21 protein-coding genes, 1 pseudogene and 1 riboswitch are annotated in these 26,684 nt (G+C 72.5%); of the genes and pseudogenes, 9 read left to right on the top strand and 13 right to left on the bottom strand.

The window, feature by feature from the left end; translation table 11 throughout:
* Window positions 1-109 precede the first annotated feature (109 nt).
* The 3 genes from ACIRJT_RS31855 to metE form a co-directional block, all read right to left on the bottom strand.
* Window positions 110-1,501 carry a lysine N(6)-hydroxylase/L-ornithine N(5)-oxygenase family protein gene (locus tag ACIRJT_RS31855; protein WP_403916066.1) on the bottom strand — a complete coding sequence of 464 codons (1,392 nt, stop codon included), beginning with the start codon at window positions 1,499-1,501 and terminating at the stop codon, window positions 110-112.
* A 70-nt stretch (window positions 1,502-1,571) separates the two neighbouring features.
* A complete protein-coding gene (locus ACIRJT_RS31860; protein WP_403916068.1) occupies window positions 1,572-3,095 on the bottom strand; it encodes a pyridoxal phosphate-dependent decarboxylase family protein in 1,524 nt (507 codons plus the stop codon).
* A gap of 348 nt (window positions 3,096-3,443) precedes the next feature.
* Entirely contained in the window at window positions 3,444-5,768 is a 2,325-nt protein-coding gene (metE, locus tag ACIRJT_RS31865) for a 5-methyltetrahydropteroyltriglutamate--homocysteine S-methyltransferase (RefSeq protein WP_403916071.1), read from the bottom strand.
* 184 nt (window positions 5,769-5,952) lie between these two features.
* Window positions 5,953-6,098: riboswitch (cobalamin riboswitch) on the bottom strand.
* A 376-nt stretch (window positions 6,099-6,474) separates the two neighbouring features.
* Between metE and ACIRJT_RS31870 the strand changes: the two genes are divergently transcribed.
* Window positions 6,475-6,672: a hypothetical protein gene (locus tag ACIRJT_RS31870; RefSeq protein WP_103510236.1), complete on the top strand. Its 198-nt coding sequence runs from the start codon at window positions 6,475-6,477 to the stop codon at window positions 6,670-6,672.
* An 88-nt stretch (window positions 6,673-6,760) separates the two neighbouring features.
* Here ACIRJT_RS31870 and cobF read toward each other — a convergent pair whose 3' ends face one another.
* Window positions 6,761-7,549, bottom strand: a complete 789-nt coding sequence (cobF, locus tag ACIRJT_RS31875; protein ID WP_403916074.1) for a precorrin-6A synthase (deacetylating) — start codon at window positions 7,547-7,549, stop codon at window positions 6,761-6,763.
* Between the two features lie 109 nt (window positions 7,550-7,658).
* Here cobF and ACIRJT_RS31880 point away from each other — a divergent pair, with 109 nt between their 5' ends.
* The 3 genes from ACIRJT_RS31880 to ACIRJT_RS31890 all read left to right on the top strand — a co-directional run bounded on the left by ACIRJT_RS31880 (window position 7,659) and on the right by ACIRJT_RS31890 (window position 11,374).
* Window positions 7,659-8,723: a biotin/lipoate A/B protein ligase family protein gene (locus ACIRJT_RS31880; RefSeq protein WP_403916201.1), complete on the top strand. Its 1,065-nt coding sequence runs from the start codon at window positions 7,659-7,661 to the stop codon at window positions 8,721-8,723.
* 44 nt (window positions 8,724-8,767) lie between these two features.
* Window positions 8,768-9,643: an oxygenase MpaB family protein gene (locus tag ACIRJT_RS31885; protein ID WP_403916076.1), complete on the top strand. Its 876-nt coding sequence runs from the start codon at window positions 8,768-8,770 to the stop codon at window positions 9,641-9,643.
* 81 nt (window positions 9,644-9,724) lie between these two features.
* Entirely contained in the window at window positions 9,725-11,374 is a 1,650-nt protein-coding gene (locus ACIRJT_RS31890; RefSeq protein ID WP_403916078.1) for an FAD-dependent monooxygenase, read from the top strand.
* A gap of 72 nt (window positions 11,375-11,446) precedes the next feature.
* Here ACIRJT_RS31890 and ACIRJT_RS31895 read toward each other — a convergent pair whose 3' ends face one another.
* The 4 genes from ACIRJT_RS31895 to ACIRJT_RS31910 all read right to left on the bottom strand — a co-directional run bounded on the left by ACIRJT_RS31895 (window position 11,447) and on the right by ACIRJT_RS31910 (window position 17,375).
* Window positions 11,447-13,060: a molybdopterin-dependent oxidoreductase gene (locus ACIRJT_RS31895; protein ID WP_403916080.1), complete on the bottom strand. Its 1,614-nt coding sequence runs from the start codon at window positions 13,058-13,060 to the stop codon at window positions 11,447-11,449.
* Window positions 13,061-13,183: 123 nt separating this feature from the next.
* Complete coding sequence (locus tag ACIRJT_RS31900; RefSeq protein ID WP_403916082.1) at window positions 13,184-15,406, bottom strand: NADP-dependent isocitrate dehydrogenase; 2,223 nt, start codon at window positions 15,404-15,406, stop codon at window positions 13,184-13,186.
* An 86-nt stretch (window positions 15,407-15,492) separates the two neighbouring features.
* Complete coding sequence (locus ACIRJT_RS31905) at window positions 15,493-16,215, bottom strand: response regulator (RefSeq protein ID WP_403916086.1); 723 nt, start codon at window positions 16,213-16,215, stop codon at window positions 15,493-15,495.
* Window positions 16,212-17,375 (bottom strand): sensor histidine kinase, encoded by a 1,164-nt coding sequence (locus tag ACIRJT_RS31910; protein ID WP_403916089.1) that lies wholly within the window; start codon window positions 17,373-17,375, stop codon window positions 16,212-16,214. The genes ACIRJT_RS31905 and ACIRJT_RS31910 overlap by 4 nt, the downstream gene beginning before the upstream one ends.
* Before the next feature lie 168 nt (window positions 17,376-17,543).
* Here ACIRJT_RS31910 and ACIRJT_RS31915 point away from each other — a divergent pair, with 168 nt between their 5' ends.
* Entirely contained in the window at window positions 17,544-18,536 is a 993-nt protein-coding gene (locus tag ACIRJT_RS31915; protein ID WP_403916091.1) for a carboxymuconolactone decarboxylase family protein, read from the top strand.
* Window positions 18,537-18,546: 10 nt separating this feature from the next.
* On the opposite strand, the gene ACIRJT_RS31920 is transcribed toward ACIRJT_RS31915, so the two are convergent.
* Together ACIRJT_RS31920 and ACIRJT_RS31925 are read right to left on the bottom strand one after the other, a co-directional pair.
* Entirely contained in the window at window positions 18,547-20,046 is a 1,500-nt protein-coding gene (locus ACIRJT_RS31920) for an amidase (protein WP_403916093.1), read from the bottom strand.
* Between the two features lie 135 nt (window positions 20,047-20,181).
* Window positions 20,182-20,559 carry a hypothetical protein gene (locus ACIRJT_RS31925; protein ID WP_403916095.1) on the bottom strand — a complete coding sequence of 126 codons (378 nt, stop codon included), beginning with the start codon at window positions 20,557-20,559 and terminating at the stop codon, window positions 20,182-20,184.
* A 226-nt stretch (window positions 20,560-20,785) separates the two neighbouring features.
* Here ACIRJT_RS31925 and ACIRJT_RS31930 point away from each other — a divergent pair, with 226 nt between their 5' ends.
* A complete protein-coding gene (locus tag ACIRJT_RS31930) occupies window positions 20,786-21,547 on the top strand; it encodes a hypothetical protein (protein ID WP_403916098.1) in 762 nt (253 codons plus the stop codon).
* A gap of 15 nt (window positions 21,548-21,562) precedes the next feature.
* On the opposite strand, the pseudogene ACIRJT_RS31935 reads toward ACIRJT_RS31930, so the two are convergent.
* Window positions 21,563-22,285 (bottom strand): annotated as a pseudogene (locus tag ACIRJT_RS31935) (cytosine permease); the annotation flags it as partial.
* 171 nt (window positions 22,286-22,456) lie between these two features.
* Between ACIRJT_RS31935 and ACIRJT_RS31940 the strand changes: the two are divergent.
* Window positions 22,457-22,882 (top strand): hypothetical protein, encoded by a 426-nt coding sequence (locus ACIRJT_RS31940; protein ID WP_403916100.1) that lies wholly within the window; start codon window positions 22,457-22,459, stop codon window positions 22,880-22,882.
* A 41-nt stretch (window positions 22,883-22,923) separates the two neighbouring features.
* Window positions 22,924-23,514, top strand: a complete 591-nt coding sequence (locus ACIRJT_RS31945; protein WP_403916204.1) for a hypothetical protein — start codon at window positions 22,924-22,926, stop codon at window positions 23,512-23,514.
* On the opposite strand, the gene ACIRJT_RS31950 is transcribed toward ACIRJT_RS31945, so the two are convergent.
* A complete protein-coding gene (locus ACIRJT_RS31950) occupies window positions 23,456-24,502 on the bottom strand; it encodes a class I SAM-dependent methyltransferase (RefSeq protein ID WP_403916102.1) in 1,047 nt (348 codons plus the stop codon). The genes ACIRJT_RS31945 and ACIRJT_RS31950 overlap by 59 nt on opposite strands.
* Window positions 24,503-25,135: 633 nt before the next feature.
* On the opposite strand from ACIRJT_RS31950, the gene ACIRJT_RS31955 reads away from it, so the two are divergent.
* On the top strand, window positions 25,136-25,756 hold the full coding sequence (locus ACIRJT_RS31955) for a DedA family protein (RefSeq protein WP_403916104.1): 621 nt from the start codon (window positions 25,136-25,138) through the stop codon (window positions 25,754-25,756).
* A gap of 85 nt (window positions 25,757-25,841) precedes the next feature.
* Here ACIRJT_RS31955 and ACIRJT_RS31960 read toward each other — a convergent pair whose 3' ends face one another.
* Window positions 25,842-26,663: an ABC transporter permease gene (locus ACIRJT_RS31960; protein ID WP_403916106.1), complete on the bottom strand. Its 822-nt coding sequence runs from the start codon at window positions 26,661-26,663 to the stop codon at window positions 25,842-25,844.
* Window positions 26,664-26,684 lie beyond the last annotated feature (21 nt).

Consider the following 26,684-nt stretch of genomic DNA (forward strand, 5'->3'; position numbering starts at 1 on the left):
GCTCACCGAAGAGATCAACACCCGCAAGGGCTGACCCCCTGGCGAACACCCCGACCCGGGCCGCACGGTGAACACCACCGCGCGGCCCGAGGCCGCTTCCGCACCGTCGTCACGGTCGTCGCTCGGCCCGACGTGACGCGGCATCCCGGTCGTCCCGGTCCTGCGCGTCGAGGCCGAACGTGGTGAAGGCCGTACGTTCCGGCAGCGGGTAGAACTCCTTGCCCGTCAGCGCGTTGACGATGACGGCAGAACGCCAGGCGGCCAGGCCCAGGTCCGGTGCACCGACGCCGTGCGTGTGCCGTTCGGCGTTCTGCACGAAGACGGAACCGGCTATCTCCGGTGCGAGAACGAGGCGTTGGGCCGCGTCGACCTGCGGACGCCCGGCCTCGTCGCGGACGATGTACGGGTCGAGAGCGGCGAGCAGCGTGTCGACCGGGCGCTCCCGGTATCCGGTGGCGAGAACGACGGCGTCCGTGACGACTCGGCCCCGTGTCTCCTGCTGGCCGTGCTCGACGCCCAGTTCGATGCGTCCCGACTCGGTGACGGTGGCTTCGGTGACCTCGATGCCCGGGGTGAGGGTCACCTCGGGCCAGCTTCCGCCGAGGCTTCGCCGGTACAGCTCGTCGTGGATCTCTCCGAGCGTTTCCCCGCTGACGCCCTTGTACAGCTGCCACTGGCGGGGCAGGAGCCGGTCCCGGGTGGCCTGCGGAAGTCCGTGGAAGTAGCGGGTGTAGTCGGGGGTGAACTGCTCCAGGCCGATCTTGCTGTACTCCATGGGCGCGAACGCGGGCGTACGGGCCAGCCAGGTCAGCCCCTCCGCCCCCTCGGGCCGGGACCGCAGCAGGTCCAGCAGGATCTCGGCGCCCGACTGGCCCGAGCCGACGACGGTGATGTGGCGGGCGGCCAGCAGCTGATTCCGCTGGGAGAGATAGTCGGCGGAGTGCAGCACGACGGCGGCCGGGTCCTGGACCAGCTCCCGCAGCGGTTCGGGGACGTGAGGGGCCGTTCCGACGCCGAGGGCGAGGTTGCGGGCGTGGGTGAGCCCGGTGGTGAGCGTCTCCCCACCGGGGCCCAGCCGGGTGAACTCCACGGCGAACGCGTCCTGTCCGGGATCCCAGGCCACCGTGTCGACCCGGTGGCCGAAGCGGGTGGCGGGGATCTCGGTGCTCACCCAGCGCAGATAGCTGTCGAACTCGGAGCGGTGGATGTGGAGCTGCTCGGCGAAGTAGAACGGGAAGAGCCTGCGGCGGATCTTGAGGTAATTGAGGTACGACCAGGGACTGGTGGGTTCGACGAGGCTCACCAGGTCGGCCAGGAAGGGCACTTGGAGCGTCGCGCCCTCGATGAGCAGGCCGGGATGCCAGTGGAAGGCGGCTCGCTGCTCGTGGAAGAGGGTGCGCAGCCCGGGGACGCCGTCGGCGAGTGCGGCGAGCGAGAGGTTGAAGGGGCCTGCCCCCACCCCCAGCAGATCGAGGGGCGGCGTGCGCGGTCCGGGCGTCATCGGGTTCCTCCGGCGGGGGTCGCTGGGGCGGCGGGGAGTCGTCCCGGGCGCGTCGTGCGCGTCGTCGGCGTCATGGCGCCAGCCTTTCCGGCACGGGGGATTCGGCATCGTCGGCCGCTGCGGCTTCGAAAGCGGCACGGTCCGCCGCCGCCGTGACGAGGTCGAGCAGCGGCAGCAGGTCGGCCGTCGCGGCGTCCGGGTGCAGCAGGGTGGCCTTCAGCCACAGGCGGCGCCGTCCGTCGCCGTCCTCCGCCACCGCTCGGCCGAGGACGGCGCGCCCCTCGGTGAGCAGGGTGCGGCGGACGGCGGCGACCACCGCGTCGCCCGCCTCGTCCGGCAGCGCGTCGGCCACCGCGGGGCGGAACAGCACGGTGCTGATCCCGATGTCGCCGGGGCGGCGACGCAGTGCGGGGCGGGCGTCGACGGCCCCGCCGAACTCGTGGGCCGTACGCACGCAGTGCTCCACCAGTTCGCCGAGCCCCCGGCGTCCGAGCGCCCGGAAGGTGACCGCCATCTTCAGGGCGTCGGGGCGCCGGGTGGTGCGGATCGAGCGGCCCAGCAGGTCCGGGAGCCCGGCCTCGGTGTCGTCGTCGGCGTTGAGGTAGTCGGCGCGCAGGGACAGCGGCGCGAGCATCTCCGCGTCCGCGACGGCCAGCACTCCGGCGGCGACCGGCTGCCAGCCGAGTTTGTGCAGGTCGAACGTTACGGAGGCGGCGTGTTCCAGACCCGCGAGCAACGGGGCCAGCCGCTCGCTGAACAGCAGCGGACCGCCGTAGGCGGCATCGACGTGGAGCCGGGCCGCGTGCCGCTCGGCGACGCGGGCGATCTCCGGGAGCGGGTCGATGCGTCCCTCGTCGGTGGTCCCGGCGGTGGCGACGACCAGGAGCGGTGCTCCGGCCAGGGCGGTCAGGGCGTCGTCGAGTGCTGCCGGGTCGATCCGGCCGTCGCGGCAGGCAACGGTCACGGGGGCGGGCAGACCGAGCATCCATGCGGCGCGGTGGACGCTGTGGTGGGCGTTGGCGCCGGTCACCACCCGGAGGGTGCCGGGGGCTGCTCGCTCCCGGGCGAGGAGCAGGGCGACCAGGTTGGACTCGGTGCCGCCGCTGGTGATGAGGGCGTCGGGGGCCGGGGCGGCCGGGTGGATCAGCCGGGCCAGTGCGGCCGTGGTCAGCTCTTCTATCACCCCGGCGGCGGGCGCCTGGTCCCAGGAGTCCATGGAGGGGTTGAGGGCCGCCCCGGCCAGGTCCGCCGCGACGGCCACGGCGAGCGGCGGGCAGTGCAGATGGGCGACGCAGCCGGGGTCGGCCGGATCGGCGGCGCCTTCCGCGACCGCGCGGACCAGGTCCCCGAGCGCGGCCTCGGGTCCGATGCCCTCCTCCGGCAGGACCGGGGCGCAGAGGGCGAGCGTGCTCAGGGCCACGGCCTCGGGCCCTCCGGCGGGCAGCGGTCCGCCCCGGGCCGGGGCGGCGCTCTCCAACGCGTCCAGGACGATCGCGGTGAGGGCCCGTAGCCGACCGGGCCCGTGCGCACCGCCCGCCACAAGGCCTCCCCGCGGACCCGACGGGCCGGGAGCCGGCGACGTAACGTCGCTCACACCCCACGCTCCACGGGGAGTTCGCGGGGCGGCAGGCCCTGAGCACGCAACATGTTCGAAGTCCTTCGGTCGGAGTGCGCGGCGGGTCGTGCGGGTGTGCCGCCCCGCGCACGGGGCGGCACCGGTCACGGAAAGATCCACAACCGGGCATTCGCTGGTTAGGCTAACCTAACTCCGACCCCGCGAAGGAATGCGCTCCCGCCGTACGGGACGATCCACCGGCGCCCGAACTGCCGTTCCCCCGAGCGTAGTCGGGACGGAGCCGACGGCCCAAGCCGGCACCGGTCCGGCGGCGCGGACAGGGCCCGGTGCGGGGCCGGTCGAGGCCGCCCCCGCACCGGGACCGGATCACACCGCTTCGGTGGGCAGCTCCGCGCGGACCTCCCGCGCGGCGGCGACCAGATTCTCCAGGGAGGCCCGGGTCTCGGGCCAGCCGCGGGTCTTCAGGCCGCAGTCCGGGTTCACCCACAGGCGTGTCGCCGGGATGGCCTCAAGTCCCCTGCGCAGCAGGGCCGCCGCCTCCTCGGTGCTGGGGATGCGCGGGGAGTGGATGTCGTAGACGCCCGGGCCCGCCTCGCGGGGGTAGCCGTGGGCGGCCAGTTCACCGGCGACCTGCATGTGGGAGCGGGCCGCCTCCAGACTGATGACGTCGGCGTCGAGGTCGTCGATGGCCTGGACGATGTCGCCGAACTCCGCGTAGCACATGTGGGTGTGGATCTGGGTGCCCGGCCGCACCCCGGAGGTGGCGAGCCGGAAGGACTCCGTCGCCCACTCCAGGTACGCGGCGTGCTCGGCCGCCCGCAGCGGCAGTGTCTCGCGCAGTGCGGGCTCGTCGACCTGGATGACCGAAGTGCCGCCCGCTTCCAGGTCGTTCACCTCGTCCCGCAGGGCGAGGGCCACCTGGCGCGCGGTGTCGCCGAGCGGCTGGTCGTCGCGGACGAAGGACCAGGCGAGCATGGTGACCGGACCGGTGAGCATGCCCTTGACGGGGCGTGCGGTCAACGACTGCGCGTACGTGGTCCAGCGCACCGTCATCGGCTCGGGGCGCGAGATGTCGCCCGCGAGGACGGGCGGCCTGACGTACCGGGTGCCGTAGGACTGCACCCAGCCGTGCTGGGTGGCGAGGTAGCCGGTGAGCCGCTCGGCGAAGTACTGGACCATGTCGTTGCGTTCGGGCTCACCGTGCACCAGGACGTCGAGCCCGGCCTTCTCCTGGAAGGAGAGGACCTCGCGGATCTCGTCCTTGATGCGCTCCTCGTACCCGGCCTCGTCGATCCGCCCCGCACGCAGGTCGGCGCGCGCGGTGCGCAGTTCGGTGGTCTGCGGGAACGAGCCGATGGTGGTCGTCGGCAGCGGCGGCAGCCCGAGGTGGGCGCGCTGGGCGGCGGCGCGTTCCGGGTACGGCTGGGAGCGGCGGCCGTCCGCGTCGGTGACGGCCGCCGTGCGGGCGCGGACGGCCGGGTCGCGGGTGAGCGCGGCGTCGGTGCGGGAAGCCAGGTCGGCCCGGTTGGCGGCGAGTTCGGCCGCGATGGTGTCCGTTCCCGCGCCCAGGCCGCGGGCCAGGACGACGATCTCCTCGGTCTTCTGCTTGGCGAAGGCGAGCCAGCGGGCGATCCGCGGGTCGATGTCGTGCTCGGCGTCCGCGTCCAGCGGGACGTGCAGCAGGGAGCAGGAGGCGGAGACGTCGACCCGGTCGGCGAGGCCGAGGAGGGTGCCGAGGGTGGCGAGTGACTTCTCGTAGTCGTTGATCCAGATGTTGCGGCCGTTCACGACACCGGCGACCAGGCGCTTGCCGGGCAGTCCGCCGGCCGCCGCGAGGTCGTCGAGGTTCCCCGCGCCGGACTCGGTGAAGTCGAGGGCGAGCCCGTCGACGGGGGCTTTGGCCAGGACCGCCAGCGCTTCGCCGAGCCGGCCGAAGTAGGAGGCGACCAGCAGTTGGGGCCGGTCGGCGAGTCCGCCGAGCTCGCGGTAGGCGCGGGCGGCGGCGTTCAGCTCGGCCGGGGTGCGGTCCTGGACGAGTGCGGGTTCGTCGAGTTGCACCCACCCGGCGCCCGCCGCGCGCAGGTCGGCGAGGACCTCGGCGTACACGGGGAGCAGCCGGTCCAGCAGGGTCAGCGGCTCGAAGTCCGGGGCCACGCCGGGGGCCGGCTTGGCGAGCAGGAGGTAGGTGACGGGGCCGACGAGCACCGGCCGGGGGGTCAGGCCGAGGGCCAGCGCCTCCTGGAACTCCGCGACCTGCTTGGCCGATTCAGCGGTGAACTCGGTGTCCGGCCCCAACTCGGGTACCAGATAGTGGTAGTTGGTGTCGAACCACTTCGTCATCTCCAGCGGGGCGACATCCTGCGTGCCGCGGGCCATGGCGAAGTAGCCGTCGAGGGCGTCGGCGTCGACCGCTTCGCGGTGCCGCCCGGGGATGGCACCGACCATGACGCTGGTGTCCAGGACATGGTCGTAGTACGAGAAATCACCGGTCGGCACCTCGTGGACGCCGGCCCCGGCGAGCTGCTGCCAGGTCTCGCGGCGCAGCTCGGCGGCGGTCTCCCGGAGGGCGTCGGCGCCGACGCGGTTCTTCCAGTAGCCCTCGACGGCCTTCTTCAGTTCACGGTTCTGGCCCTGCCGGGGGTAGCCGTACACGATGGCCCGTGCTGCCGCGGCTGCGGTCTTCGCTGTCACGTGACTCTCCTTCGCGAGCGTGTCTGCGGGACAGACCCCGGGACGGGACGCGGACGCGAAGGGATGACGCATCGGGCGGAGACCGGGACACGGGATCCGTGTCCGTCCGCCTGATGGTTACGCCGACCCGCCCACGAGGTCACCGAGATCTCCGCACGCGAACGGTCGCGTGCGGGCAACGGGCAGGTCTTCGGACTCGCGGGCGCGTCTGCCGGGGCAGACACCTACTGGCCGTCGCTTCCCAGACCCGGCCGGGCCCAGTGCGTATGACGGCGGTCGTTCCCACTCACCGCTGCGGGGCAGTCCCGGATTCCCACCGGGTTCCCTCTTGCGACACCCCGCCTGGCGGACAGGGCGAACCAGCTGCACCGGCCAGCCTAAGGGGACGCCCGGCCCGCGCACACCGTTGCTCGTACTTCGGACGGTGACGTGGGACACGGTCCGGCGTACGTCCCCGGCTCCGGGTCGGACTCCGTCGCGGCGGGCCACAGCGTCGAGCTACGCGCGTTCTCCGCTCGTTCGGCTGTTCGTCGGCGTCGTGCTGACCGCCAGTCAGGTCGGTCGCGTCCACTGGACGTGACAGTGACACAGATGTAACCGAATGGCGTAGGGACTGCGGAACCACCAAGCGTCACAAGCCGTTCTTCTTCCCACTACACGGCCGCCGACCCGCGGCGAGGCCGACCGAGGAAACGGAAAACGCCAGATGAAGAAGACAGTCGGGTGGGCCCAGGACGGCGACGACTGGACGATCACCGTGAACGGCACGCTGTATCGCGCGATCGAACGACCGGCGGACGGCCGGGTGCACAACTACCTGGTGCGGGGCGACGACCTCACCGCCGAATGCCCGAGCCTGGGGCACGGGCTCGGCGTGATCAGGGCGCACGAGACCCGGCGCTGACGCCTCCTGACACCTCGGCCGGTCCGACGACGAGGTGCGGAGGCCCCCGCTGCCCGCGCCTCGACGTGGACCCGTCAGCCATCGGCCGTCAGTCGCCGTCGGCGCCGGGCGGCCGGCTCAGCAGGTAGGTGTCCATGATCCAGCCGTGCCGTTCGCGGGCCTCCGCGCGCAGTCGGCTGACCCGGCCCGCCACCTCGTCGAGCGGGCCGGAGACCAGGATCTCGTCCGGGGTCCCGATGTAGGCCCCCCAGTGGATCCACCACCCCTTGCCCGTCAGATGCGTGAAGCTCTCGTGGCCGTCGAGCATCACGACGAGGTCGCAGTCCTCGGGGAATCCCTGGGCGAGGCGTCGTCCGGGGGTGATGTGGACGGGGCGGCCGACCCGGTTCAGGGTGACGCGGTGCCGGGCGGCGAGGGCGGAGACGCTGCTGATGCCGGGGATCACCTCATGGCCGAATTCCACCGTTCCGCGGCTTCGGATGTCGTCGAGGATCGCGAGGGTGCTGTCGTACAGGGACGGGTCGCCCCACACCAGGAAGGCTCCGCACTGCCCCGGCGCGAGCTCCTCGGCGATCAGGCGTTCGCAGATGTCGGCGCGGCGGTGGCGCCAGTCGCGCACCGCCGAGGTGTAGCGCCCGGCGTCCTGCTGGGTGCGGTCCCGCCACGGGTCCTCGGCCTCGACGACGCGGTAGGGGCCGGTCAGGTGTTCGTCGAGGATGTCCCGCCGCAGCCGGGTCAGCGCGTCCTTCTCCTTGCCCTTGCCCAGCACGAAGAAGACGTCGGCCCGGCGCATGGCCTTCACCGCGGCGAGGGTCAGGTGGTCGGGGTCGCCGGCTCCCATGCCGATGACGAGGATGTGGCGCGGTGCGTCGTTCATGTCGGCCGATCATGCCAGGGTGCGGCGGGATGAACCGGTCGCGCGCATGCGTTATGGACGTTGGTGTCCGGCTCACAGCGGGCCGGGACCGGAGGGCGGAGGCATGGCTGTGCACGGTGAGTACAAGGTTCCCGGCGGCAAGCTGGTCGTGGTGGACCTGGACGTGGAGGGCGGGGCGTTGCGGAACGTCCGCGTCGCCGGGGACTTCTTCCTCGAACCCGACGAGGCGATCCTCGCGATCGACGCGGCGCTGGAGGGCGCCCCGGCCAACACCGACACGGCCGGGCTCGCGGCCCGGATCGAGGCGGCGCTGCCCGACTCCACGGTGATGCTCGGGCTCAGCGCGGAGGGAGTCGCCGTCACCGTGCGCCGGGCGCTCGCCCAGGCCACGGAGTGGAGCGACTACGACTGGCAGCTGATCCACGAGGCCCCGCAGTCGCCCGCCCTGCACATGGCGCTGGACGAGGTGATCACCGCCGAGGTCGCGGCGGGGCTCCGGCCGCCGACGCTGCGGGTCTGGGAGTGGGACTCCCCCGCCGTGATCATCGGCAGCTTCCAGTCGCTGCGCAACGAGGTGGACCCGGCGGGCGTCGAGCGTCACGGCGTGGACGTCGTGCGCCGGATCTCCGGCGGTGGCGCGATGTTCGCCGAGCCGAGCTCCACCATCACCTACTCGCTGGCCGTCCCGCAGTCCCTGGTCTCCGGGCTTTCGTTCGCCGACAGCTACGCCTATCTGGACGACTGGGTCCTCGGAGCCCTCGCCGACATGGGCATCAAGGCCTGGTACCAACCGCTCAACGACATCGCCACCGAGGTCGGCAAGATCGCCGGGGCGGCGCAGAAGCGGATGGTCGGGCCGGACGGCGGGCCGGGCGCCGTGCTGCACCACGTGACCATGGCGTACGACATCGACGCCGACAAGATGCTGGAGGTGCTGCGCATCGGGAAGGAGAAGATGTCCGACAAGGGCACCCGCTCCGCGAAGAAGCGCGTCGACCCGCTGCGCCGGCAGACGGGCCTTCCCCGCCAGACCGTCATCGAACGCATGATCGAGTCGTTCCGTAGGCGCCACGGTCTCACCGCGGGAAGCGTGACGGACGACGAACTGGCGCGCGCCGAGGAACTCGTACGGACGAAGTTCGGTACGCCGGAGTGGACGGCCAGGGTGCCGTAGCGAAGCCCCGACCTCTGAGTCCTCCACCCGGCATACTGGGACCCATGGACAGGGCGGCGCCAGGCTCCGGGATGAGGGAACGGCTCGGCCGGAGCCTGTTCTCCCGGGTCGCGGGCCCCTCCGGGCCGGAGAACCGGGCCCGGATCCACGGCACCCCTGGCCCCCGCTGGTTCGGCCACGACCGACCGGTGCGCCGTGTGCACGGCGACGCGTCCATGTTCATCGGCGGGCTGCGGGCCCTGCTCCTCCAGTCGCTGCACCCCCTCGCCATGGCCGCCGTCGCGGGCCACTCGGGGTTCCGGGGCGATCCGTGGGGGCGGCTCCAGCGGACCAGCACGTTCCTGGCGGTGACCACGTTCGGTACGGCGGAGCACGCCCAGGAGGCGGTCGACCGCGTACGGTCCGTGCACGAGGGGGTGCGTGGAATCTCGTCCTCCGGTGAGCCGTACCACGCGGCCGACCCGCACCTGTTGTGCTGGGTGCACATCGCCGAGGTGGACAGCTTCCTGCGCGCCCACCAGCGGTACGGGGCACGTCCGTTGGACGGCGCCGGGTGCGACGGGTACATCGACGACATGGCGACCGTGGCCCGGGCCCTCGGCGTCCTGGACCCGCCGCGCGACCGGGCGGAGCTGGCGACACGCATCGCCGCCTACCGCCCCGAGCTGCGCGCGACCCAGGAGGCGCTGGACGCGGCCCGCTTCATTCTTCTGCGTCCACCGCTGCCCTGGCCGGCCCGTCCCCCGTACGCCGTGCTCGCCGCCAACGCCGTGGCCGCCCTGCCGCCGTGGGCCCTGGAGCAGCTGCGGCTGCCGCGAATGGCGGGGGTCGAGAGGATCTGCGTACGGCCCGCCGGAAGGGCCCTGACAGGGACGATCCGGTGGGCGATGGCCTCCCCGCCCGCGCCCGCGGAGGCGTGAGGGTCCCCGGGTGCCGGAGACCGCCGATGGCAGGACGATGGAGAAAACCGTATTAAGGGGGGCGCACGGCGGGAGGCCCCGGTGGCACGCAGCACATCGACCGACGTACTCGTGGCGGGCGCCGGCCCGGTCGGACTGACGCTCGCCGCCGAATTGCGGCGATCGGGGGTCTCCTGCCGGATCGTGGACCGGCTCCCGGCACGGCTGCCGTTCGCGAAGGCGGTGGGCGTCCAGCCGCGCACCCTGGAGCTCTTCGACCGGATGGGCCTGGTGCGGGACGTGCTGGATGCCGCCGTCCCGATGCGCGGACAGCTGACGTACGTGAACGGGGTGGCTGAGGAGCGGATGGAGCTGGTCCTGCCGCCGGACGTGCCGTACGGCTTCGCGGCGCTGCCGCAGTACGAGACCGAGCGCGTCCTGGAGGAGTTCCTGGGGCGTTTCGGCACCCCGATCGAGCGTGCCACCGAACTGGTGGCGTTCGCCCAGGACGCCGACGGGGTGACGAGCCGGCTGACCACGTCGTCCGGTGCTGAGGAGGAGGTCCGGTCCCGGTTCCTCGTGGGGTGCGACGGGGCGCACAGCCTGGTCCGCAAGGGGCTCGGGCTGTCCTTCGGGGGCGGCGCGTTCCCGGAGGAGTACATGCTCGCCGACGTGGAGGTGGACTGGGGCCTGCCGCCCGGGTACGGGGTGCGCTCGATGCACCGGGGCGCGGACGGTGCGGTCGACGATCTCCTGGTCTGCATCCCGTTGCCGGGGACGGGCCGCTACCGGATGTCGATGCTCGTGCCGCCCGAGCTGTCCGCCGCACGGCAGGCGGAGGCGTCCGGGGCGGCGGGCGGCGACGGGGTGGCCCACGGCCTGGAGGGCGGCACCGCGCCCGCCCTCGCCGACATCCAGAAGGTCCTGGACCGGCTGGCGCCGGAACCGGTCTCGGCGTCCGCGCTCCGCTGGTCGTCGGTGTTCCGGATCAGCCACCGGCTGGTGGACCGGTACGGTCGGGGCCGGGCGTTCGTCGCCGGGGACGCGGCGCACATCCATCCGCCGACCGGCGCCCAGGGCATGAATACCGGGATCCAGGACGCCTGCGGCCTGGCGTGGAAGCTGGCACTGGCGGTCGGGGACACGGCGGCGCCGAACGTGCTCACCGGTTACGACGCCGAGCGCCGTCCGGTCGGTGAGGAGGTCGTCGGGCGGACCGTCCGGCACGCCGCCGAGGGCGTCCAGGCCGATCCGGCGGACCTCGGCACGCTGCTGCTGCGCGAGGCCCAGTTGCTCATCGGCTACCGGGACAGCCCGCTGGTGACGCCGCTTCCCCCGGACGACGGGAGCGTGCCGCGCCCCGGGGACCGGGCCCCGGACTGCGGCGGCCTCACGGGCGACATCGCCGCGTATCCGATGCGCCTGTTCGACGTCCTGCGCGGGAGTGGACACGTCCTGCTGGTGTACGGGACCCACCCGGGCGGCGACACGGTGGCCGATCTGGCCGCCGCGGCGCGGGAGTCGTCCCATGGCCTGATCGAGACCCGCTGGATCCTGCCCGCCGACGCGACCGCCCCTGCCGGCGCGCCGGTCCCCTTCCACCGGGACTCTCTCGGCGAGTTCGCGCGTCAGTACGGGGCCGGGGAGGGGACGGCGTTCGTGGTGCGGCCGGACGGCTATCTGGGCGCCCGGCTCTGTCCGCCGACGGTCCGGGGGTTGTCGTCGGCGCTCGGGAGGGTCTTCGCCCCGTGAGACGGGGCGAAAGCCGCGCCAAGGGCGGCACGTGACGATTCGTCAGGCCACGGTCACCACGACGATGAATCGTCAGTCCACCGTCACCACGACGGAGTGCCAGCCGCTCGCGCCGTCGGGGACGGTCTTGGTGCGCTCCTCGGTCTGGAGCTCGCCGGTGCCGTCGGTGGCGCGGACGGTCAGGGTGTGACCACCGGGGGCCGCCTTCCAGGGGTAGGACCACTGGCGCCAGGTGTCTACGGTGCCCTGCTCGGCGAGCTGCGCCGGCCGCCAGGGACCGTCGTCCACCCGGATCTCGACCTTCTCGATGCCGCGGTGCTGGGCCCAGGCCACTCCGGCCACCATCACCGTGCCGGCCTCCGGGCGCCCGAAGGGCTTGGGTGTGTCGATCCGGGACTGGGTCTTGATCGGGGCCCTGCGCGCCCACTTGCGCTTCACCCAGTAGGCGTCGTAGTCGTCGAACGTGGTGAGCTCGATGTCCTCGATCCACTTGCAGGCGGAGACGTACCCGTACAGGCCGGGGACGAGCATCCGGGCGGGAAACCCGTTGACGAAGGGCAGGGGTTCGCCGTTCATGCCGACGGCGAGCATCGCGTCCCGGCCGTCCATGACGTCCTCGACGGGGGTGCCGAGCGTCATGCCGTCCACCGAGCGGGCGATGATCTGGTCGGCCTCGCCGCCTCGGGACGGCGGCTTGACGCCCGCCTCCTTGAGCAGGTCGGCCAGGCGCACGCCGATCCACCTGGCGTGACCGATGTAGGGTCCGCCGACCTCGTTGGAGACGCAGCAGAGAGTGATCTCGCGTTCGATCAAGGGGCGTTCCAGCAGGTCCTGGTAGGTGAACTCCAGGTCCCGGCGTACGCCCTTGCCGTGGATGCGCAGCCGCCAGGAGTTCGCGTCGACCTTGGGCACCACGAGGGCGGTGTCCACCCGGTAGAAGGAGTCGTTCGGGGTGGTGAAGGGGCTGATGCCGCGGACCCTCAGCTGTGCGCCCGCCGGGATCGGCTTCGCGCGCGAGGCCGGCTTCGGCAGTGTCACGGACTCGCGGGACGCTACGGCGTTCTGGCCGCTTCGGCTGTTCAGCGCGCGGCCGACGGCGCCGGCCGCGGTGGACGCGGCGGCCGCGGCGGTGGCGGCGATCACGAAGCCCCGCCGGTCCCAACCGGCCTCGGGCTCCGGCTCGTCGGCCCGTTCGCTGTCCTGCTCGTCGCCGGTGTCGCGGTGCGGGCGGGTGAGCCGGCCGATGAGGACGTACAGCAGCGCGGCCCCGATGATCGCCCCCAGCAGGGACGGCAGACCGTCCACGAGGCCGGTGGAATCCGGCCTGCTGACGGCGGCCGCCGTGCCGACCACACCGAAGAGCAGGACGGCGGCGGATCCGGCCCGCCGGTGCCGCAGCGCCAACAGGCCTACGGCCAGGGCGAAGAGGGCGAGCATGACGACGATGCCGAGTTGCAGGACGAGCTTGTCGTCCTCGCCGAAGTTCCGGATCGCCCAGTCCTTCACCCCGGCGGGCGTCCGGTCGATGGCCGCTCCGCCGACCGCCGTCACAGGGCTCGCCTCGGGCCTGACGGCCGCCGAGACGAGCTCGGCGACGGCCAGCGAGGCGAATCCCGCGAGCAGTCCGCTCAGGGCGGCGAGCGTGACGCGGGTCAGGGCTTTCCGGGTGATACTCACGGTCGTCATTCGGAGCCCCGGCCCCGGCGGATTGGTCCGTCCCCCGTACGGGCTCCGAACGCGCCCCGCCCCGGCGGGCACGGGGCCTGCCGGGGCGGGGCGGTGAGACGGACGGGTCCGCCTCGCTTCAGGTCAGGCGAGGGACGCGATGGCCTGGTTGAACGTGGCGGACGGGCGCATGACCGCCTCGGCCTTGGCCGGGTCGGGCTGGAAGTAGCCGCCGATCTCGGCCGGGGAGCCCTGCACCGCGATCAGCTCGGCGACGATGGTCTCCTCCTGCTCGGCCAGCGTCTTGGCGAGCGGCGCGAACGCCTCGGCGAGCTGCGCGTCGTCGGTCTGCCGCGCCAGCTCCTGGGCCCAGTACAGGGCCAGGTAGAAGTGGCTGCCGCGGTTGTCGATGCCGCCGAGGCGACGGCTCGGGGACTTGTCCTCGTTGAGGAAGCTGCCCGTCGCCCGGTCCAGGGTGTCGGCGAGGACCTGCGCCCGCGCGTTGTCCGTCGTGGTCGCCAGGTGCTCGAAGCTGACCGCGAGGGCCAGGAACTCGCCCAGGCTGTCCCAGCGGAGGTAGTTCTCCTTGACGAGCTGCTGGACGTGCTTGGGGGCCGAGCCGCCCGCGCCGGTCTCGAAGAGGCCGCCGCCGTTCATCAGCGGGACGACGGAGAGCATCTTCGCGCTGGTGCCGAGCTCCAGGATCGGGAAGAGGTCGGTGAGGTAGTCGCGGAGCACGTTGCCGGTGACGGAGATGGTGTCCTCGCCGCGGCGGATGCGCTCCAGGGAGAAGGCGGTGGCCTCGACCGGGGACTTGACGGAGATGTCCAGGCCGGCCGTGTCGTGGTCGGCGAGGTACGTGGTGACCTTGGCGATCAGGTTGGCGTCGTGCGCGCGGGTCCCGTCCAGCCAGAACACGGCCGGGTTGCCGGTGGCGCGGGCGCGCGTGACGGCGAGCTTGACCCAGTCCTGGATCGGCAGGTCCTTGGTCTGGCACATCCGGAAGATGTCGCCGGCGCCGACGGCCTGCTCCAGCACCACGTCGCCGTTCGTGTCGACGACGCGCACGGTGCCGGTGGCGGGGATCTCGAAGGTCTTGTCGTGGCTGCCGTACTCCTCGGCCTTCTGTGCCATCAGACCGACGTTGGGCACGGAGCCCATGGTCGACGGGTCGAAGGCGCCGTTGGCGCGGCAGTCGTCGATGACGACCTGGTAGACACCGGCGTAGCTGCTGTCCGGGAGGACGGCGATGGTGTCGGCCTCGTCGCCGTCGGGGCCCCACATGTGACCCGAGGTGCGGATCATGGCGGGCATGGAGGCGTCGACGATGACGTCGCTGGGGACGTGCAGGTTGGTGATGCCCTTGTCGGAGTCGACCATCGCGAGGGCGGGGCCCTCGGCGAGCTCGGCCTCGAAGGACGCCTGGATCTCGGCGCCGACGTCCGGCAGGGAGCCCAGGCCCTTGAGGATGCCGCCCAGGCCGTCGTTCGGGGTGAGGCCCGCCGCGGCGAGCTGGTCGCCGTACTTGGCGAAGGTGTTCGGGAAGAAGGCGCGGACCGCGTGGCCGAAGATGATCGGGTCGGAGACCTTCATCATGGTGGCCTTGAGGTGCACGGAGAACAGCACGCCCTCGGCCTTGGCGCGGGCGACCTGCGCGGTGAAGAACTCGCGCAGCGCGGCGACGCGCATGACGGCCGCGTCGACGACCTCGCCCTCGAGCACGGGTACGGACTCGCGGAGCACGGTGGTGGTGCCGTCGTCGCCGTGGAGCTCGATGCGGAGCGAGCCGTCCTCGGCGATGACCGCGGACTTCTCGGTGGAGCGGAAGTCGTCGACGCCCATGGTCGCGACGTTCGTCTTCGAGTCGGCCGTCCAGGCGCCCATGCGGTGCGGGTGGGCCTTGGCGTAGTTCTTGACGGAGGCGGGGGCACGGCGGTCGGAGTTGCCCTCGCGCAGCACCGGGTTCACGGCGCTGCCCTTGACCTTGTCGTACCGGGCACGGACGTCCTCGGCCTCGTCGGTCTGCGGGTCGTCCGGGTAGTCCGGAAGCGCGTAGCCCTGCTCCTGGAGCTCGGCGATGGCGGCCTTGAGCTGCGGGATCGACGCCGAGATGTTCGGCAGCTTGATGATGTTCGCGCCGGGCGTCCTGGCCAGCTCGCCGAGCTCGGCGAGAGCGTCATCGATACGCTGCTCGGCCTTGAGGTGCTCCGGGAAACTGGCGATGATCCGGCCCGCGAGGGAGATGTCACGGCGCTCGACCGTGACGCCTGCGGTCGAGGCGTAGGCCTCGACGACGGGCAGGAACGAGTAGGTCGCCAGGGCAGGGGCCTCGTCGGTGTGCGTATAGATGATGGTCGAGTCAGTCACCGGGTGCTCCGCTCCACGTCTGCAACATTGCTTGACATCAAGATATCTCTTCACCGTGCCGGGCTCCACAAGGCCCCCGCACGGGTTCACCCACCGTGGGCGCGTCCGTGTCCCGGGGCTGGGCCCCCGTCGGTCCGCGACCGGGGCTCGACCAGCCCGGACTCGTAGGCGAAGACCACGAGCTGGGCCCGGTCGCGGGCGCCGAGCTTGATCATCGCGCGGCTCACATGGGTCTTGGCGGTGAAGGGGCTGACCACCATGTGGACGGCTATCTCGTCGTTGCTGAGGCCCCGGGCGGCGAGCGCGGTAACCTCCCGCTCACGTCGGGTGAGGGACTCCAGTCCGGGGGCGGTGGAGCGGTCCGGAGGACGGGCCACGAACTCGCCGATCAGCCGACGGGTGATCGCGGGCGAGAGGAGGGCGTCGCCGGCGGCGGCGACCCTGATCGCCCGGAGCAGCTCGGCGGGCTCGGTGTCCTTCAGGAGGAAGCCCGCGGCTCCGGCGCGCAGCGCCTCGAAGACGTAGGCGTCCAGTCCGTAGTTGGTGAGGATGACGACGCGCACCGGGTCCAGGAAGGGGTCGGCGGTGATCGCGCGGGTGGCCTCGATCCCGGTCATCACGGGCATGGTGATGTCCAGGAGCGCCACGTCGGGCGTCCGCTCGCGGACGAGGTCGAGCCCGGCGCGGCCGTCCGCCGCCTCTCCGACGACCTCGATGTCCTCCTCGGCGTCCAGCAGGGCCCGGAACCCCGCACGCATCAGCGCCTGGTCGTCGATGATCGCGACGCGCAGGGGGCCGCGCGCGCTCACCGGGTACTCACGGCGCCGGGCAGCGGAAGGGCGAGCGGCAGTTCCGCGTGGACGGCGAATCCGCCGTCCGGTCGAGGGGCCGCGACCAGGGTGCCGCCGAGGGCAGCGACGCGTTCGCGCATGCCGGTGAGCCCGGTGCCCGGGGTGATGCTGGAGCCGGGAGCGCACGGGCCCTCGTCGAGGACCGCGACGGTGAGGATCCGCTCCGTGTAGCCGATCCGCACGGCGGTGCTCGCCCGGCCCGCGTGCCGGGCGACGTTGGTCAGGGCTTCCTGGACGATGCGGTACGCGGTGCGGTCGACGTCCTCGGGCAGGGCGCGCGCGTCGCCGTCGGTACGGACGGACAGCGTGATCCCCGCGGCCCGGGCGCGTTCGGTCAGCTCGCCGATCCGCGCCAGGCCCGCGGCCGGGGACGAGGGCTCCTCGGGTCCGTCCGTGCGCAGGACCTCCAGTGTGGCGCGCAGTTCGCGCATGGCCTCGCCGCCCGCCTCCTGGATGGCGAGCAGGGCGGGGTCGACCGCGGCTCCACGCTTGTGGGCGAGGTGGACGGCGACGCCCGCCTGGAGCTTCACGATCGAGATGGAGTGGGTGAGCGAGTCGTGCAACTCGCGGGCGATGCGCAGGCGTTCCTCGCCGGCCCGACGCAGCGCCGTCTCCTCCCGCGTGCGTTCGGCGTCCAGCGCCCGCTGCTCCGTCTGGTGCAGATAGGCCTGCCAGTTCTTGTCGATCAGTCCGGTGACCGAGGCGCAGAGGAACCAGCCGAGCAGCAGCAGTGCCCGCTCGACGGTCTCCCCCGCGCCGGGCCCGGAGGCGAGCAGGACACCGAGGTACCCGGCCAGGAAGACCGCCCCGGCCGCGACGCCGAAGGCCCGGTGTCCGCTGCGGGCCGCCGCGTGGACGGCGACGACGACCGGAAAGGCCGCCCAACTGCCGGGCCGGGCGTGGACGACGTACCCGAGGAGGCACAGGGTGGTCACCGCGAGGACCGCCCGCGGCGCGCGCCGGTGTCCGGCCAGGGCGAGCGAACCGGTCCCGATGAGCAGCAGGTCGAGGGCGCTCGGCGATGAGGCCGCCCAGGCCGCCGCGGTGATCGCCGCGGCGATGGCGGCGGCGAGCGCCCCGTCCAGCAGATACGCCCGTCGTGCCCTGTCCCCCTGCATGTGCGGCAGCCTAACGCCGGTGCGGTGGCGGCCGCGTCCTCCTCGGAGAGGGGCCCGGCACTACTCCCGCGGAAGTAGCCGGGCGCCCGGCCGGTCGGTGCGGAGCAGCCTCGATCGCCTCCCCCCGCACGACGCCCCGGAGGGCTCGCGACCGCCAGTATCCGGGGCATGACCTCACCTTTCCGCTTCACCTCACCCGAACCCGCCGGCAGGACGACGGGAACGGCCGCCGCCGTCCACGCGCAGCTGACCCGGGACTTCGGCATCGAGGGCGCTCTGCCCTTCGTCGCGCTGTCCGCCGCGCCCGATCTGATGGCGGGAGCCTGGGCCCTGATGCGGGAGTCCCTGCTGTCGGGCCACGCCTCACGTACGGAGAAGGAGTTGGTGACGTACGGGGTGTCGCTGGCCAACCGCTGCCCGTTCTGCGTGGGCGCGCACACCCTGCTGCTGTACGCGGGTGGCGACCGGGACCTGGCCGGATCGCTGGCCCGGGGCGAGCGGCCGGCCGATCCGGAGCACGCGCGACTGCTGGCCTGGGGGCAGGACATGCGGGGGCCGTGGCCCTTCGCCGCCGCCGACGCACCGGAGTTCGTGGGCTCCGCCCTGGCGTTCCACTTCATCAACCGGATCGTCTCCGCCCTCATCGACGAGGAGGCGGTGTCCGGCGGCGCGGACCCGGCCGAGCTGCTGGACAGCGAGGCGGGGCAGGCTCTGGTCCGTGCGGTGCGCGGCCGGCCGGAGCCGGGGCTGAGCCTTCCGCTGCTGGGAACCGGGGGCCCGCAGCCGCCCTGGGCCGCGGGCACCCCGGTGGGCGCGGCCTTCGGCGCCCTGCGCGCGGCGGCCCACGCGGGCGCCGGGCTGCTGGACGAGCGGGACGCCGTGTTCGTACGGGAATCGGTGGCGGCCTGGGACGGGTTCACGCCGCTGCCGCTGACCGGTGAGCTGCCGGACCGGGCGGAGCGGCCGGAGGCCCGGCTGGCGCTGCTCGCGGCGCGGGCCCCGTACCGGATCACGGCCGAGGACGTGAAGGCCTGGCGGGTGCCGCCGTTCACCGATCACTGTCTGGTCCACCTGGTCGCGTTCGGCGCGATGCTGGCCGTGGAACGGGTGGAGGCGGGGCTGACCGCCCAGAGGGAGGCCCGAGGGGGCGCCCGGGGATGAGCCTTGGCCGTCAGACCGGCGGGCGGTGCTCGTACCAGCGCAGGTCGTCCTCCAGTTGGGCGGCGAGCGCGATCAGCCGCTCCTCGCTCCGGGAGGGGCCCAGCAGTTGGGCGCCGACGGGGAGCCCGGACCGGGTGAAGCCGGCCGGAACGCTCACCCCGGGCCAGCCGAGGACGTTCCACGGCCAGGCGTAGGGGCAGGCGGCCGCCATCGTGAGGTCGGTGCGCCAGGCGCTGAGGCGGTCGAAGGCGCCGATCCGGGGCGGCGGCGCGGCCGTGGTCGGGGTGAGCAGCACGTCGAAGCCGGAGGCGTCGAAGAGGGCGCCGATCCTGCGGTGCTGGCGCACTTCGCGGGCGCGGGCGGCCCGCACCACCCGCCCGCCCAGCCGCGTCCCGGTGCGCAGGGCGCTGCGGGTGCGCGGGTCGAGCAGGGCAGGATCGGGGTGGCGGGCGGCGAATTCGGCGATGCCCGCGGTGGCGCGGGGCACGAAGGCGAGGCCGATCAGCCCGTACCGGGGGCGGGCCTCCTCGACGTGGTGGCCGAGCCGGGCGAGGGTCTCGGCGAGCGCGGTGACGGCCCGGCGCACCTCCGGGTCCGGTCCGGCGCCGGTGAGCGTGAGCGGGGGGCGCCAGGCGAGGGCGACGCGCAGGCGGCCCGGGTCGCGGCGGGCGGCGTCGGCGGCGCGCACGGCGGGCGGGCGGTGGAGGTCCTCGGGGTGCGCTCCGGCGACGGCGTCCAGGAGCAGCGCCGCGTCGGCGACCGTACGGGTGAGGGTGCCGTTCACGGTGAGCCCCTGGAAGGCGTCGCTGTGCGGGTGGACCGAGATGCGCCCGCGCTGCGGTTTGATGCCGACGAGGTGTGTCCACGCGGCGGGGATGCGCACGGATCCGGCGCCGTCCGAGCCGAGAGCGGCGGGAACGAGGCCCGCGGCGACGGCCGCCGCCGATCCGCCGGAGGAGCCGCCCGGGGTGTGCGCGGTGTTCCAGGGGTTGCGGGTGGCCCCGAAGGCGGGGCCTTCGGTGAAGGGCCACTGGCCCAGTTCGCAGGAGTTGGTCTTGCCGACGACGACGGCTCCGGCGGCACGCAGTCGGCGGACCGCCTCGCTGTCGGAGGCGGCCGGGGGCCGCTCTCCGTCGCAGCCGAAGTGCGTGGGCAGGCCCGCCACATCGGTGTCGTCCTTGACGGCGACCGGCACGCCGAGGAGTGGCAGCCGCTCCCCCGCCGCGAGCCGCCGGTCGGCCTCCGCGGCCTCGGCGAGGGCCGCTTCGGCCCGCAGGTGGCGGAAGGCGTTGAGGGTGGGCTGCGTGGCCTCGATGCGGGCGAGGGCATCGGCCACCAGTGCGGTGGAGGTGGTGGCGGAGTCCGCGAGCCGGCGGGCGCTCTCCGCGAGTCCTGGCCCCGGACCCGGCGGCGGAACGGGGGCGGCGGGGCGGGGGCCGCGTCCGGGTTCCCGTACGGCCGGGCCGGTCTGCCCGGTGGGCTCCGCTTCGGTGGGCTCCGCTGAGGACATGGGCGTGCCGCCTTCCTCGTGGTGCGGGCCGACCGGTCGTCCCGGCTGCGCCCGCACGTACTTACTGGAGGGTAACGAGAGGAGAGGGCACGCTCAACCGTTCGGACCGGACCGGGTGCCGGGACGGGCGTCAGGTCACGGGCGGACGTGGATCTCGCCGATGCCGCTACCGAGGCCCGCGCAGTGGGCGGTGGACTGGCCGGACTCACCGGGCCTGAGGGTGACGTGCTCGCCGTCGACGTCCGGGGACCAGCCGCAGACGAGGTGGACCCAGAAGGTCTGCGTCCGGGTGCCGTTGTTGCGGCAGAGCGCGAAGCCCGTGTAGTCGTCGATGGCGTGCTTGCCGGTGTCGCAGGAGAGGCCGGGCGGGATCGCGGCCGGGGCGGCGGTCGCGATCGCCGCGGTGACCGGGACCGCCAGCGCGCCCGCCATGGAGGCCGCGGCGACGGCCCGCCGGGCCGGCCGGAAGCGGTCGCTCCCCGTGAACGGCCTCTTCCCCGTGAACAGCTTCATGGTTCTCCCTACGTGGTGCGTGCCCGGCGTGATCCCGGGCGGGAGCAGAGCTGCGGTGATCCCGGGCGGGATCACCGCAGCTCTGCCCACCCTCCGTAACGAGAAACACGACCACTTCTCACACTCTGTGAGTGCGCCGGGCGGCTCCCCCGCTCGCGGCGTACGCTCGAATGTGCCGGTTCTCATGGAGCGCACCCCCTGACCGGGGCGTCTTCGAGGAGGCGATGTGAACGCACACCGTTGGGCCGCACGTGCGGCGGCAGGGGCCGCGACCGTTGCCCTCACCCTGACGAGTGGCATGGTCGCGCGGGCTGACGACGACATCGACTCGCTCCCCGCCGAGGAGATAGCCGACCGCTCGCGCGACGCCCTGCTCGACGTGGACTCCCTGCATCTGAGCGCGCGCGGGAGTCTCGACGGGAGCGGCCCGGACATGAGCCTCGACCTCACCCTGGACCGCGAGGGGAACTGCACGGGCGGGGTCGACATGGGCGAGGACGGCTCGGTGGAGATCGTGAAGCGCGGCGACGACGTCTGGCTGAAGCCGGACGCCGCCTTCTGGAAGAAGCATGTGCCGATCGGCGGCTCCACCTTCGACGCGATCCTCGACGGCCGCTACATGAAGGCCGAGGCGGACGACCCGCGGCTGCTGAGCGTGACCGAGGTCTGCGATCTCGACACCTTCCGCGAGCTGATCACGGACAACGCCGACACCACCGACCGGTCCACCCTGACCAAGGGCGAGCGGACCGAGGTGAACGGTGCGCCCGTCGTTCCGGTGACCCGGGCCGAGGGCAACGACCGCCTCACGGCCTACGTGGCCGCCGAGGGCACGCCGTACCCGGTGCGCATCACCGTGCGCGACGCCGCCGAGACAGGGACCGTGGACTTCTCCGGATTCGACCGGCCCGTGCCCACGGCCACTCCCTCGGCGGACGAGACGGTGGATGTCACGGCTCTGCTGGGGCGCAGCATCAAACCCGTCTGAGGCGCCCGCCTGGAGCTACGCAGAGGCCCGGCGGGTCAGTGCCACGTACAGCAGCAGCGACGAGGTCGGCCCGACCGCCCAGCCGTGGTCGGCCAGCGGATTCAGGAACGGGATCAGGCCGTCGGCGGGGAAGTGGCCCTTGCCGGGAGCCGAGTGCGAGCCGCCCACCGCGAGGACGCCGCCGACCGCGAAGGCCGCCACCGCCCGCCAGTTCCAGCCGCTCCGGTAGGCGTACCTGCCGCCGGGCCGGTACAGATCGGCCAGGTCGAGGACGGTGCGGCGGATGATCCAGTAGGCGGCGATCAGGATGCCCGCGACGGTGCCGAGCAGTCCACCGACCAGGCCCAGCCAGGTGAATATGTACAGCTCGGGCGTCTTGGTGAGCTTCCACAGCATGATCACAACCCCGAGCACGCCCGTGATCAGCGCCTCGGTCCGGAAGCTGATGAACCTCGGCGCGAGGTTGGCCAGGTCGTACGCCGGTGAGACCACGTTCGCCGCGATGTTCACCGAGATCGTCGCGATCAACACGGTGACGAGGCCGAAGACCAACCCGAAGACGTTTGTCGGTACGGGCCACGAGCTGAACCGGGTCCCAGATGGCCGCCCCGTACACCGCCTGCGATCCAGAGGTGACGAAGACCGAGAGCAGGGCGAAGAACGTCATGGTGTCGGCAGCCCGAGCGACTGCCCCCGGTTCTGGGCGCGTTGGCCGGCGCCGAAGCGGGGGGCGTCGGGATGTTAGGGGCAGGACGCCTGCGGGGCCGGGGGTCTGCGGGGCCGGGGGAGATTACACCGGGGTCGAACCGGTAAGCGGCACTTCTCAGGCTTCGCGGCTTCCGAGCAGGGAGCGACGAAAGGCCCTCGCACCGCTCCCTTCGCAGAGAGGCGGCACGAGGGCCTGGGCAGGTGCAGGTTCCATTGTTCGCGTCTCGCAAGGTCACGTACGATCACGAGGTCGTATCGCAGGGCAGCCAGGTCGGCATTCAGGCCGTCGAGGTCCGGACGGTGCGCCAGCTTTCCGGAGACGGCTCCGTCCGTGTAGTCCTCGTCGCGACCATGGACCTCCTGGGCCAACTCTTCAACACCACCGTCCCGCATCTGGATGAGCGTCAGTGTCGGCTGGCCATAGGGGCGGAAGCGACCACCACCAGCACACAGGACGAGGCACGAAATCGGGTTCGTGTTCGCAGCGTCTTGAGCAGACCCGGCGGTCCGGGTCCCGGCCTGACCGGCCGAAACCACACAAAGGAGATCATGGGCGAGGATCGAGCCGCTGCTGCCCGACCGGACGCCGAACCGAAAGTGGGCGGTGGCGTGATCACCGGTAGGTGATCGACGCGATCGCGTGCAAGTCACGTACTGGCCCGCCGTGGATGGACCTGCCCGCGTCCGTCGGGACAGGGAAGGACGCCCACAACCAGCTGCGGAGGTGGGCCGCCGACGGTACTTGGGAGAAGGTCTTCACTGGGCGTCGCGGTCGGCTCGACCACCGCCCTGCCTCATCGGCACGCTGCCCGGGCCCGTCACAAGGCGTTCCGGCCGGCGAGCCGGACGACCATGCTCTCGGACGGTCCCGCGGCCGCCCGACCGTTGAGATCCACCTCGGCGCGGACAGCCGCCCGGTGCCTCGGCGAGCCGGCAGGCCGAGGAGCACGCCGGATACGCCTGGTCGGCAAGGTGCCGTCGTCGCGCGCGATCCGGACCCGTCTCCGGCGACGCGATGCCCGGGCAGAGTGATTCGGCAGCCTGCCGATCAGGCCGCGAACCGCAAGCGGCGCGGCCGACTCAGCGGCCGTCCGCCGGCCGCGACAAGCTCGAGCGGTGGCGCGGTCCGGCCACCAGATCCGACAGACCGCCACGATCCACCTCGCCGCGCCAGGCCCCGGGTCTCGGGTGCGGGGTGTGTCAGGTGGGTGGTTTGTGGGCGACCGCGACGATTGCCGCGCGCGGGATCTCCGCGATGAAGGCGTCCTCGGAGCGGTAGACGACGGGTCCCGGTGTGAAGTCGGTCTTCTCGGGCAGGGTCGCCGCATACGCTTCGTGCTGGAAGTAGTGCTCCAGGAGTCGCCACCGGGCGTCGGTTCCGCCCAGGGTGGCGAAGAACGCGCCGACTCCGTACATGTCGGCCACGTACGCGCACATGCGGCGGCGCGCATCTTCCCGGGTGGTGCCGCGGACGACGAGGGGGTCGTACAGGTCGATGACGCGGGCCGGTGTGCCCGCTTCGGCGAAGAGTTCGGCCAGGGGGCCGCGGGAGAAGTGACGGTAGTCGTGGCCGGCTGTGGTGTGGGGGTGGACGACGTCGGTGAAGAACCGTGCCATGGGGCTGGTGTCGTCGAAGTCGTGCAGGACGACGTGGCCGCCGCCCTTGACCACGCGCAGGGCCTCGGTGACGGCGTCGAGCCTGTCCTGCGGCGCGATGTGGTGGGTTCCGTAGGCGAGCAGTGCCGCGTCCATGGTGCCGTCGGCGAGGAAGAGGTGGTCCGCGGCTTGCCGGATGGCGGCCAGGCCCTGGGCGAGGGCTCGTTCGACCATGTCCCCCGAGAGGTCGCCGGTGAGGATGTGGACTTGGTCGCGCAGGTCGGGGGCGTTGTCGTGGACAGCGCGGGCGATGGTTCCGTCCCCGCCCAGGACGTCGAGGACGGTGCGGGGAGCGGCCGTGTCGGGCGTCGCGCGGGAGGGGGCGGCCAGTTCGAGCAGTTGTCGCATTCCCGCCCACCGGACGGAGGAGTCCTGCTGGGCCCTGCGGTAGGAGTCGCCGCGTCCGGTGTCGTCGGAGTCGAATTCCGTGGTCGTCGCGGCCAGTGCTCTCAGCGCTTTGTCGGCGCCTGGGCGGCCGAAATCCACGGACGCTTTCAGGACCGGGTGGGCCGGGACCGTGTCGCGCAGATAGTCTTCGAGGGTCAGGGACGGTAAGTAGGCGTCCGTTCCCGTCGGTGCATCCGCCTGCATTTCCACCAATCCGGTCAGTCGATGGATCTCATTGTGGACAACTGGTCGTTCCGTATGAAGGGTTTTCACCCTCCGCAGCCCATGAACGGCCCGTGATTCCGTCGGTCCGTCGAACCCTTTCAGGGCACCGATCCCGCGTCAAGAGTGCTCACGCGGGGGTACGGCCCCTGGGGCGGGTCGCACCGATCGCCGCTGCCGGTCGTGTGAACCCCGGCGAAATAAGCGGGACTTAGGCCGTGATTCGGCCACCGCGATTCATGCCCGACCAAGGAACACCGTCGGTGAGTCGGGGGGCCGCCGTGGGACTGTCCACTTCGTGTCTTGATTCGAGAGTGTTGTTTGTACCTCGTCTCCGATTCAGGCGGACAATCCCCAAAATTTCCCTTCCTGTCAACTCCGGTCGGCGAGTCCGCCGTGCCCCACCGGTCGGGCGGAACGAACCGTCCGGGGCTCCCTGGTAGATTGACGTCCCTTCACCCTTCTCCACGCCCCGTACCGGTCGGCCGGGGATGCGCCCGGTGAAACCGGGAAGTCGTTTCACTGTTCCCTTCGGTGAGCTCTCGAAGGGCGCGGGATTCCCAGGGGCGCCGCCAAGAGGGCTCCACGAGCAAGGAGAGGCGGAACGGTGCTGCCATGTCTTGGATGAACGATCTGCTGACAGCGGTGTCGGAGATGAACCCGGTCGCCAGATTCGCCCTGGCCTCGGCGTTCGCGTTCGCGGAATCCGGCCTCGGGGCCGGAATGGTCGTCCCCGGCGAGGTCGCGGTCCTGGCCCTGAGCGCCGGAACGGAGGGAACCCGCCCGCTGCTCGCCCTCTTCCTCGTCGTCACCATCAGCAGCTCGGCCGGCGACCACATCGGCTACTTCCTCGGCATCCGCTACGGGCAGCGAATGCGCGAGACGCGCCTGGTACGCCGGATCGGGCAGCACCACTGGGACCGCGCCCAGGAACTCTGCCACCGGTACGGGGCGAGCGCCGTCTTCCTGACCCGGCTGCTGCCCGTGGTGCGCACCCTCACCCCCGCGACCGCCGGAGTCGGCTCCGTACGCTACCTCCGCTTCCTGCCCGCCTCCCTCGCCGGAGCCGCGATGTGGTCCGCGCTCTACGTGACCGCTGGAACGTTGGTCTCGGCCTCCCTGCGCGAGGCCGAGACCCTGCTCTCCACCATCCTCTGGACCCTGCTGGGCGTAGCGGCCGCACTCACGCTCGCGACCGCGTGGTGGCGGCGCAGGCACCGCCGCCGCAGCGCTTGACCGTGCGTCGCGTCGTCCCAGGTCGCTCGCCCCGGACGTCACGGTCGTCGGCGCGTCATCGCGTCCCGCCGGCGCGTCGTCACGATCACTCGTCGGGCGGCCTGCGGAAACCGCGCGCGGCGAGGACCATCATCACCGCCATCAGGCCCAGGGCAGCGCACAGCGCTGCGGGCACCTCGCTCCCGACCTGGCCTCCCAGGGCGAGGCTCCGCGACGCCTCCACCGCGTAACTCACCGGATTGACGGTGGCGACGGCCGCCAGCCAGCCGGGCAGCACATCGACCGGCACGAACGCGCTGGAAGCGAACATCAGCGGGAAGTTGACGAAGAAGCCGATGCTGGACAGCACCTCCACCTTCCGCAGCCACGCGGCGAGCGCGATGAAGATCCAGATCAAGGACCAGATCACCACCGTGGACAGCGACAACGCCGCCACCAGGCCCCCGATCCCTCCCCCGGCCCGGTAGCCGAACAGCAGATGGCCCCCGGCGACCAGGACCAGCAACTGCATCCCCGAGCGCGTCAGATCGGCGATCGAACGCGCCACGAGCACCAGCGGCAGCGACAGGGGCAGGACACGGAAGCGGCGCACCATCCCGCCCTCCATGTCCCGCACCAGCCCCACCCCCGCGGACTGCGAGGTGCCGATCCCCGTGGTGACGAGGAGAGCAGGCAGCAGGAACTCGATGTAGGACACCCCGCGCGGCAGGACCGAGCGGTCCGCGAGGCTGCCGAAGACCTGGCTGATCAGCAGCAGCATCACCAGCGGCTGCGCCACGCTGAAGAGCACCACCCTGCGGTCCGCGTAGACCAGGCGGATCTGGCGTGCCGTGAGAACCCGAAGTTGCGCGGCCCTGCCCGCCGGTGTCCAGCGCGGGACCCGCGCTCCCGTCGGGGGCTCGGCCAAGGGCGCCATCGTCCCAGGTAC

The organism is Streptomyces sp. NPDC102283 (genome assembly GCF_044766265.1).
GTDB lineage: Bacteria > Actinomycetota > Actinomycetes > Streptomycetales > Streptomycetaceae > Streptomyces.

What these genes read in the sequence shown, in the direction of transcription:
- ACIRJT_RS31855 (WP_403916066.1), bottom strand. Translation starts at nt 1,501, where the DNA reads ATGACGCCCGGACCGCGCACGCCGCCCCTCGATCTGCTGGGGGTGGGG.
- ACIRJT_RS31870 (WP_103510236.1), top strand. Translation starts at nt 6,475, where the DNA reads ATGAAGAAGACAGTCGGGTGGGCCCAGGACGGCGACGACTGGACGATC.
- cobF (WP_403916074.1), bottom strand. Translation starts at nt 7,549, where the DNA reads ATGAACGACGCACCGCGCCACATCCTCGTCATCGGCATGGGAGCCGGC.
- ACIRJT_RS31885 (WP_403916076.1), top strand. Translation starts at nt 8,768, where the DNA reads ATGGACAGGGCGGCGCCAGGCTCCGGGATGAGGGAACGGCTCGGCCGG.
- ACIRJT_RS31895 (WP_403916080.1), bottom strand. Translation starts at nt 13,060, where the DNA reads ATGACGACCGTGAGTATCACCCGGAAAGCCCTGACCCGCGTCACGCTC.
- ACIRJT_RS31910 (WP_403916089.1), bottom strand. Translation starts at nt 17,375, where the DNA reads ATGCAGGGGGACAGGGCACGACGGGCGTATCTGCTGGACGGGGCGCTC.
- ACIRJT_RS31915 (WP_403916091.1), top strand. Translation starts at nt 17,544, where the DNA reads ATGACCTCACCTTTCCGCTTCACCTCACCCGAACCCGCCGGCAGGACG.
- ACIRJT_RS31920 (WP_403916093.1), bottom strand. Translation starts at nt 20,046, where the DNA reads ATGTCCTCAGCGGAGCCCACCGAAGCGGAGCCCACCGGGCAGACCGGC.
- ACIRJT_RS31925 (WP_403916095.1), bottom strand. Translation starts at nt 20,559, where the DNA reads ATGAAGCTGTTCACGGGGAAGAGGCCGTTCACGGGGAGCGACCGCTTC.
- ACIRJT_RS31945 (WP_403916204.1), top strand. Translation starts at nt 22,924, where the DNA reads ATGGACCTGCCCGCGTCCGTCGGGACAGGGAAGGACGCCCACAACCAG.
- ACIRJT_RS31950 (WP_403916102.1), bottom strand. Translation starts at nt 24,502, where the DNA reads ATGCAGGCGGATGCACCGACGGGAACGGACGCCTACTTACCGTCCCTG.
- ACIRJT_RS31955 (WP_403916104.1), top strand. Translation starts at nt 25,136, where the DNA reads ATGTCTTGGATGAACGATCTGCTGACAGCGGTGTCGGAGATGAACCCG.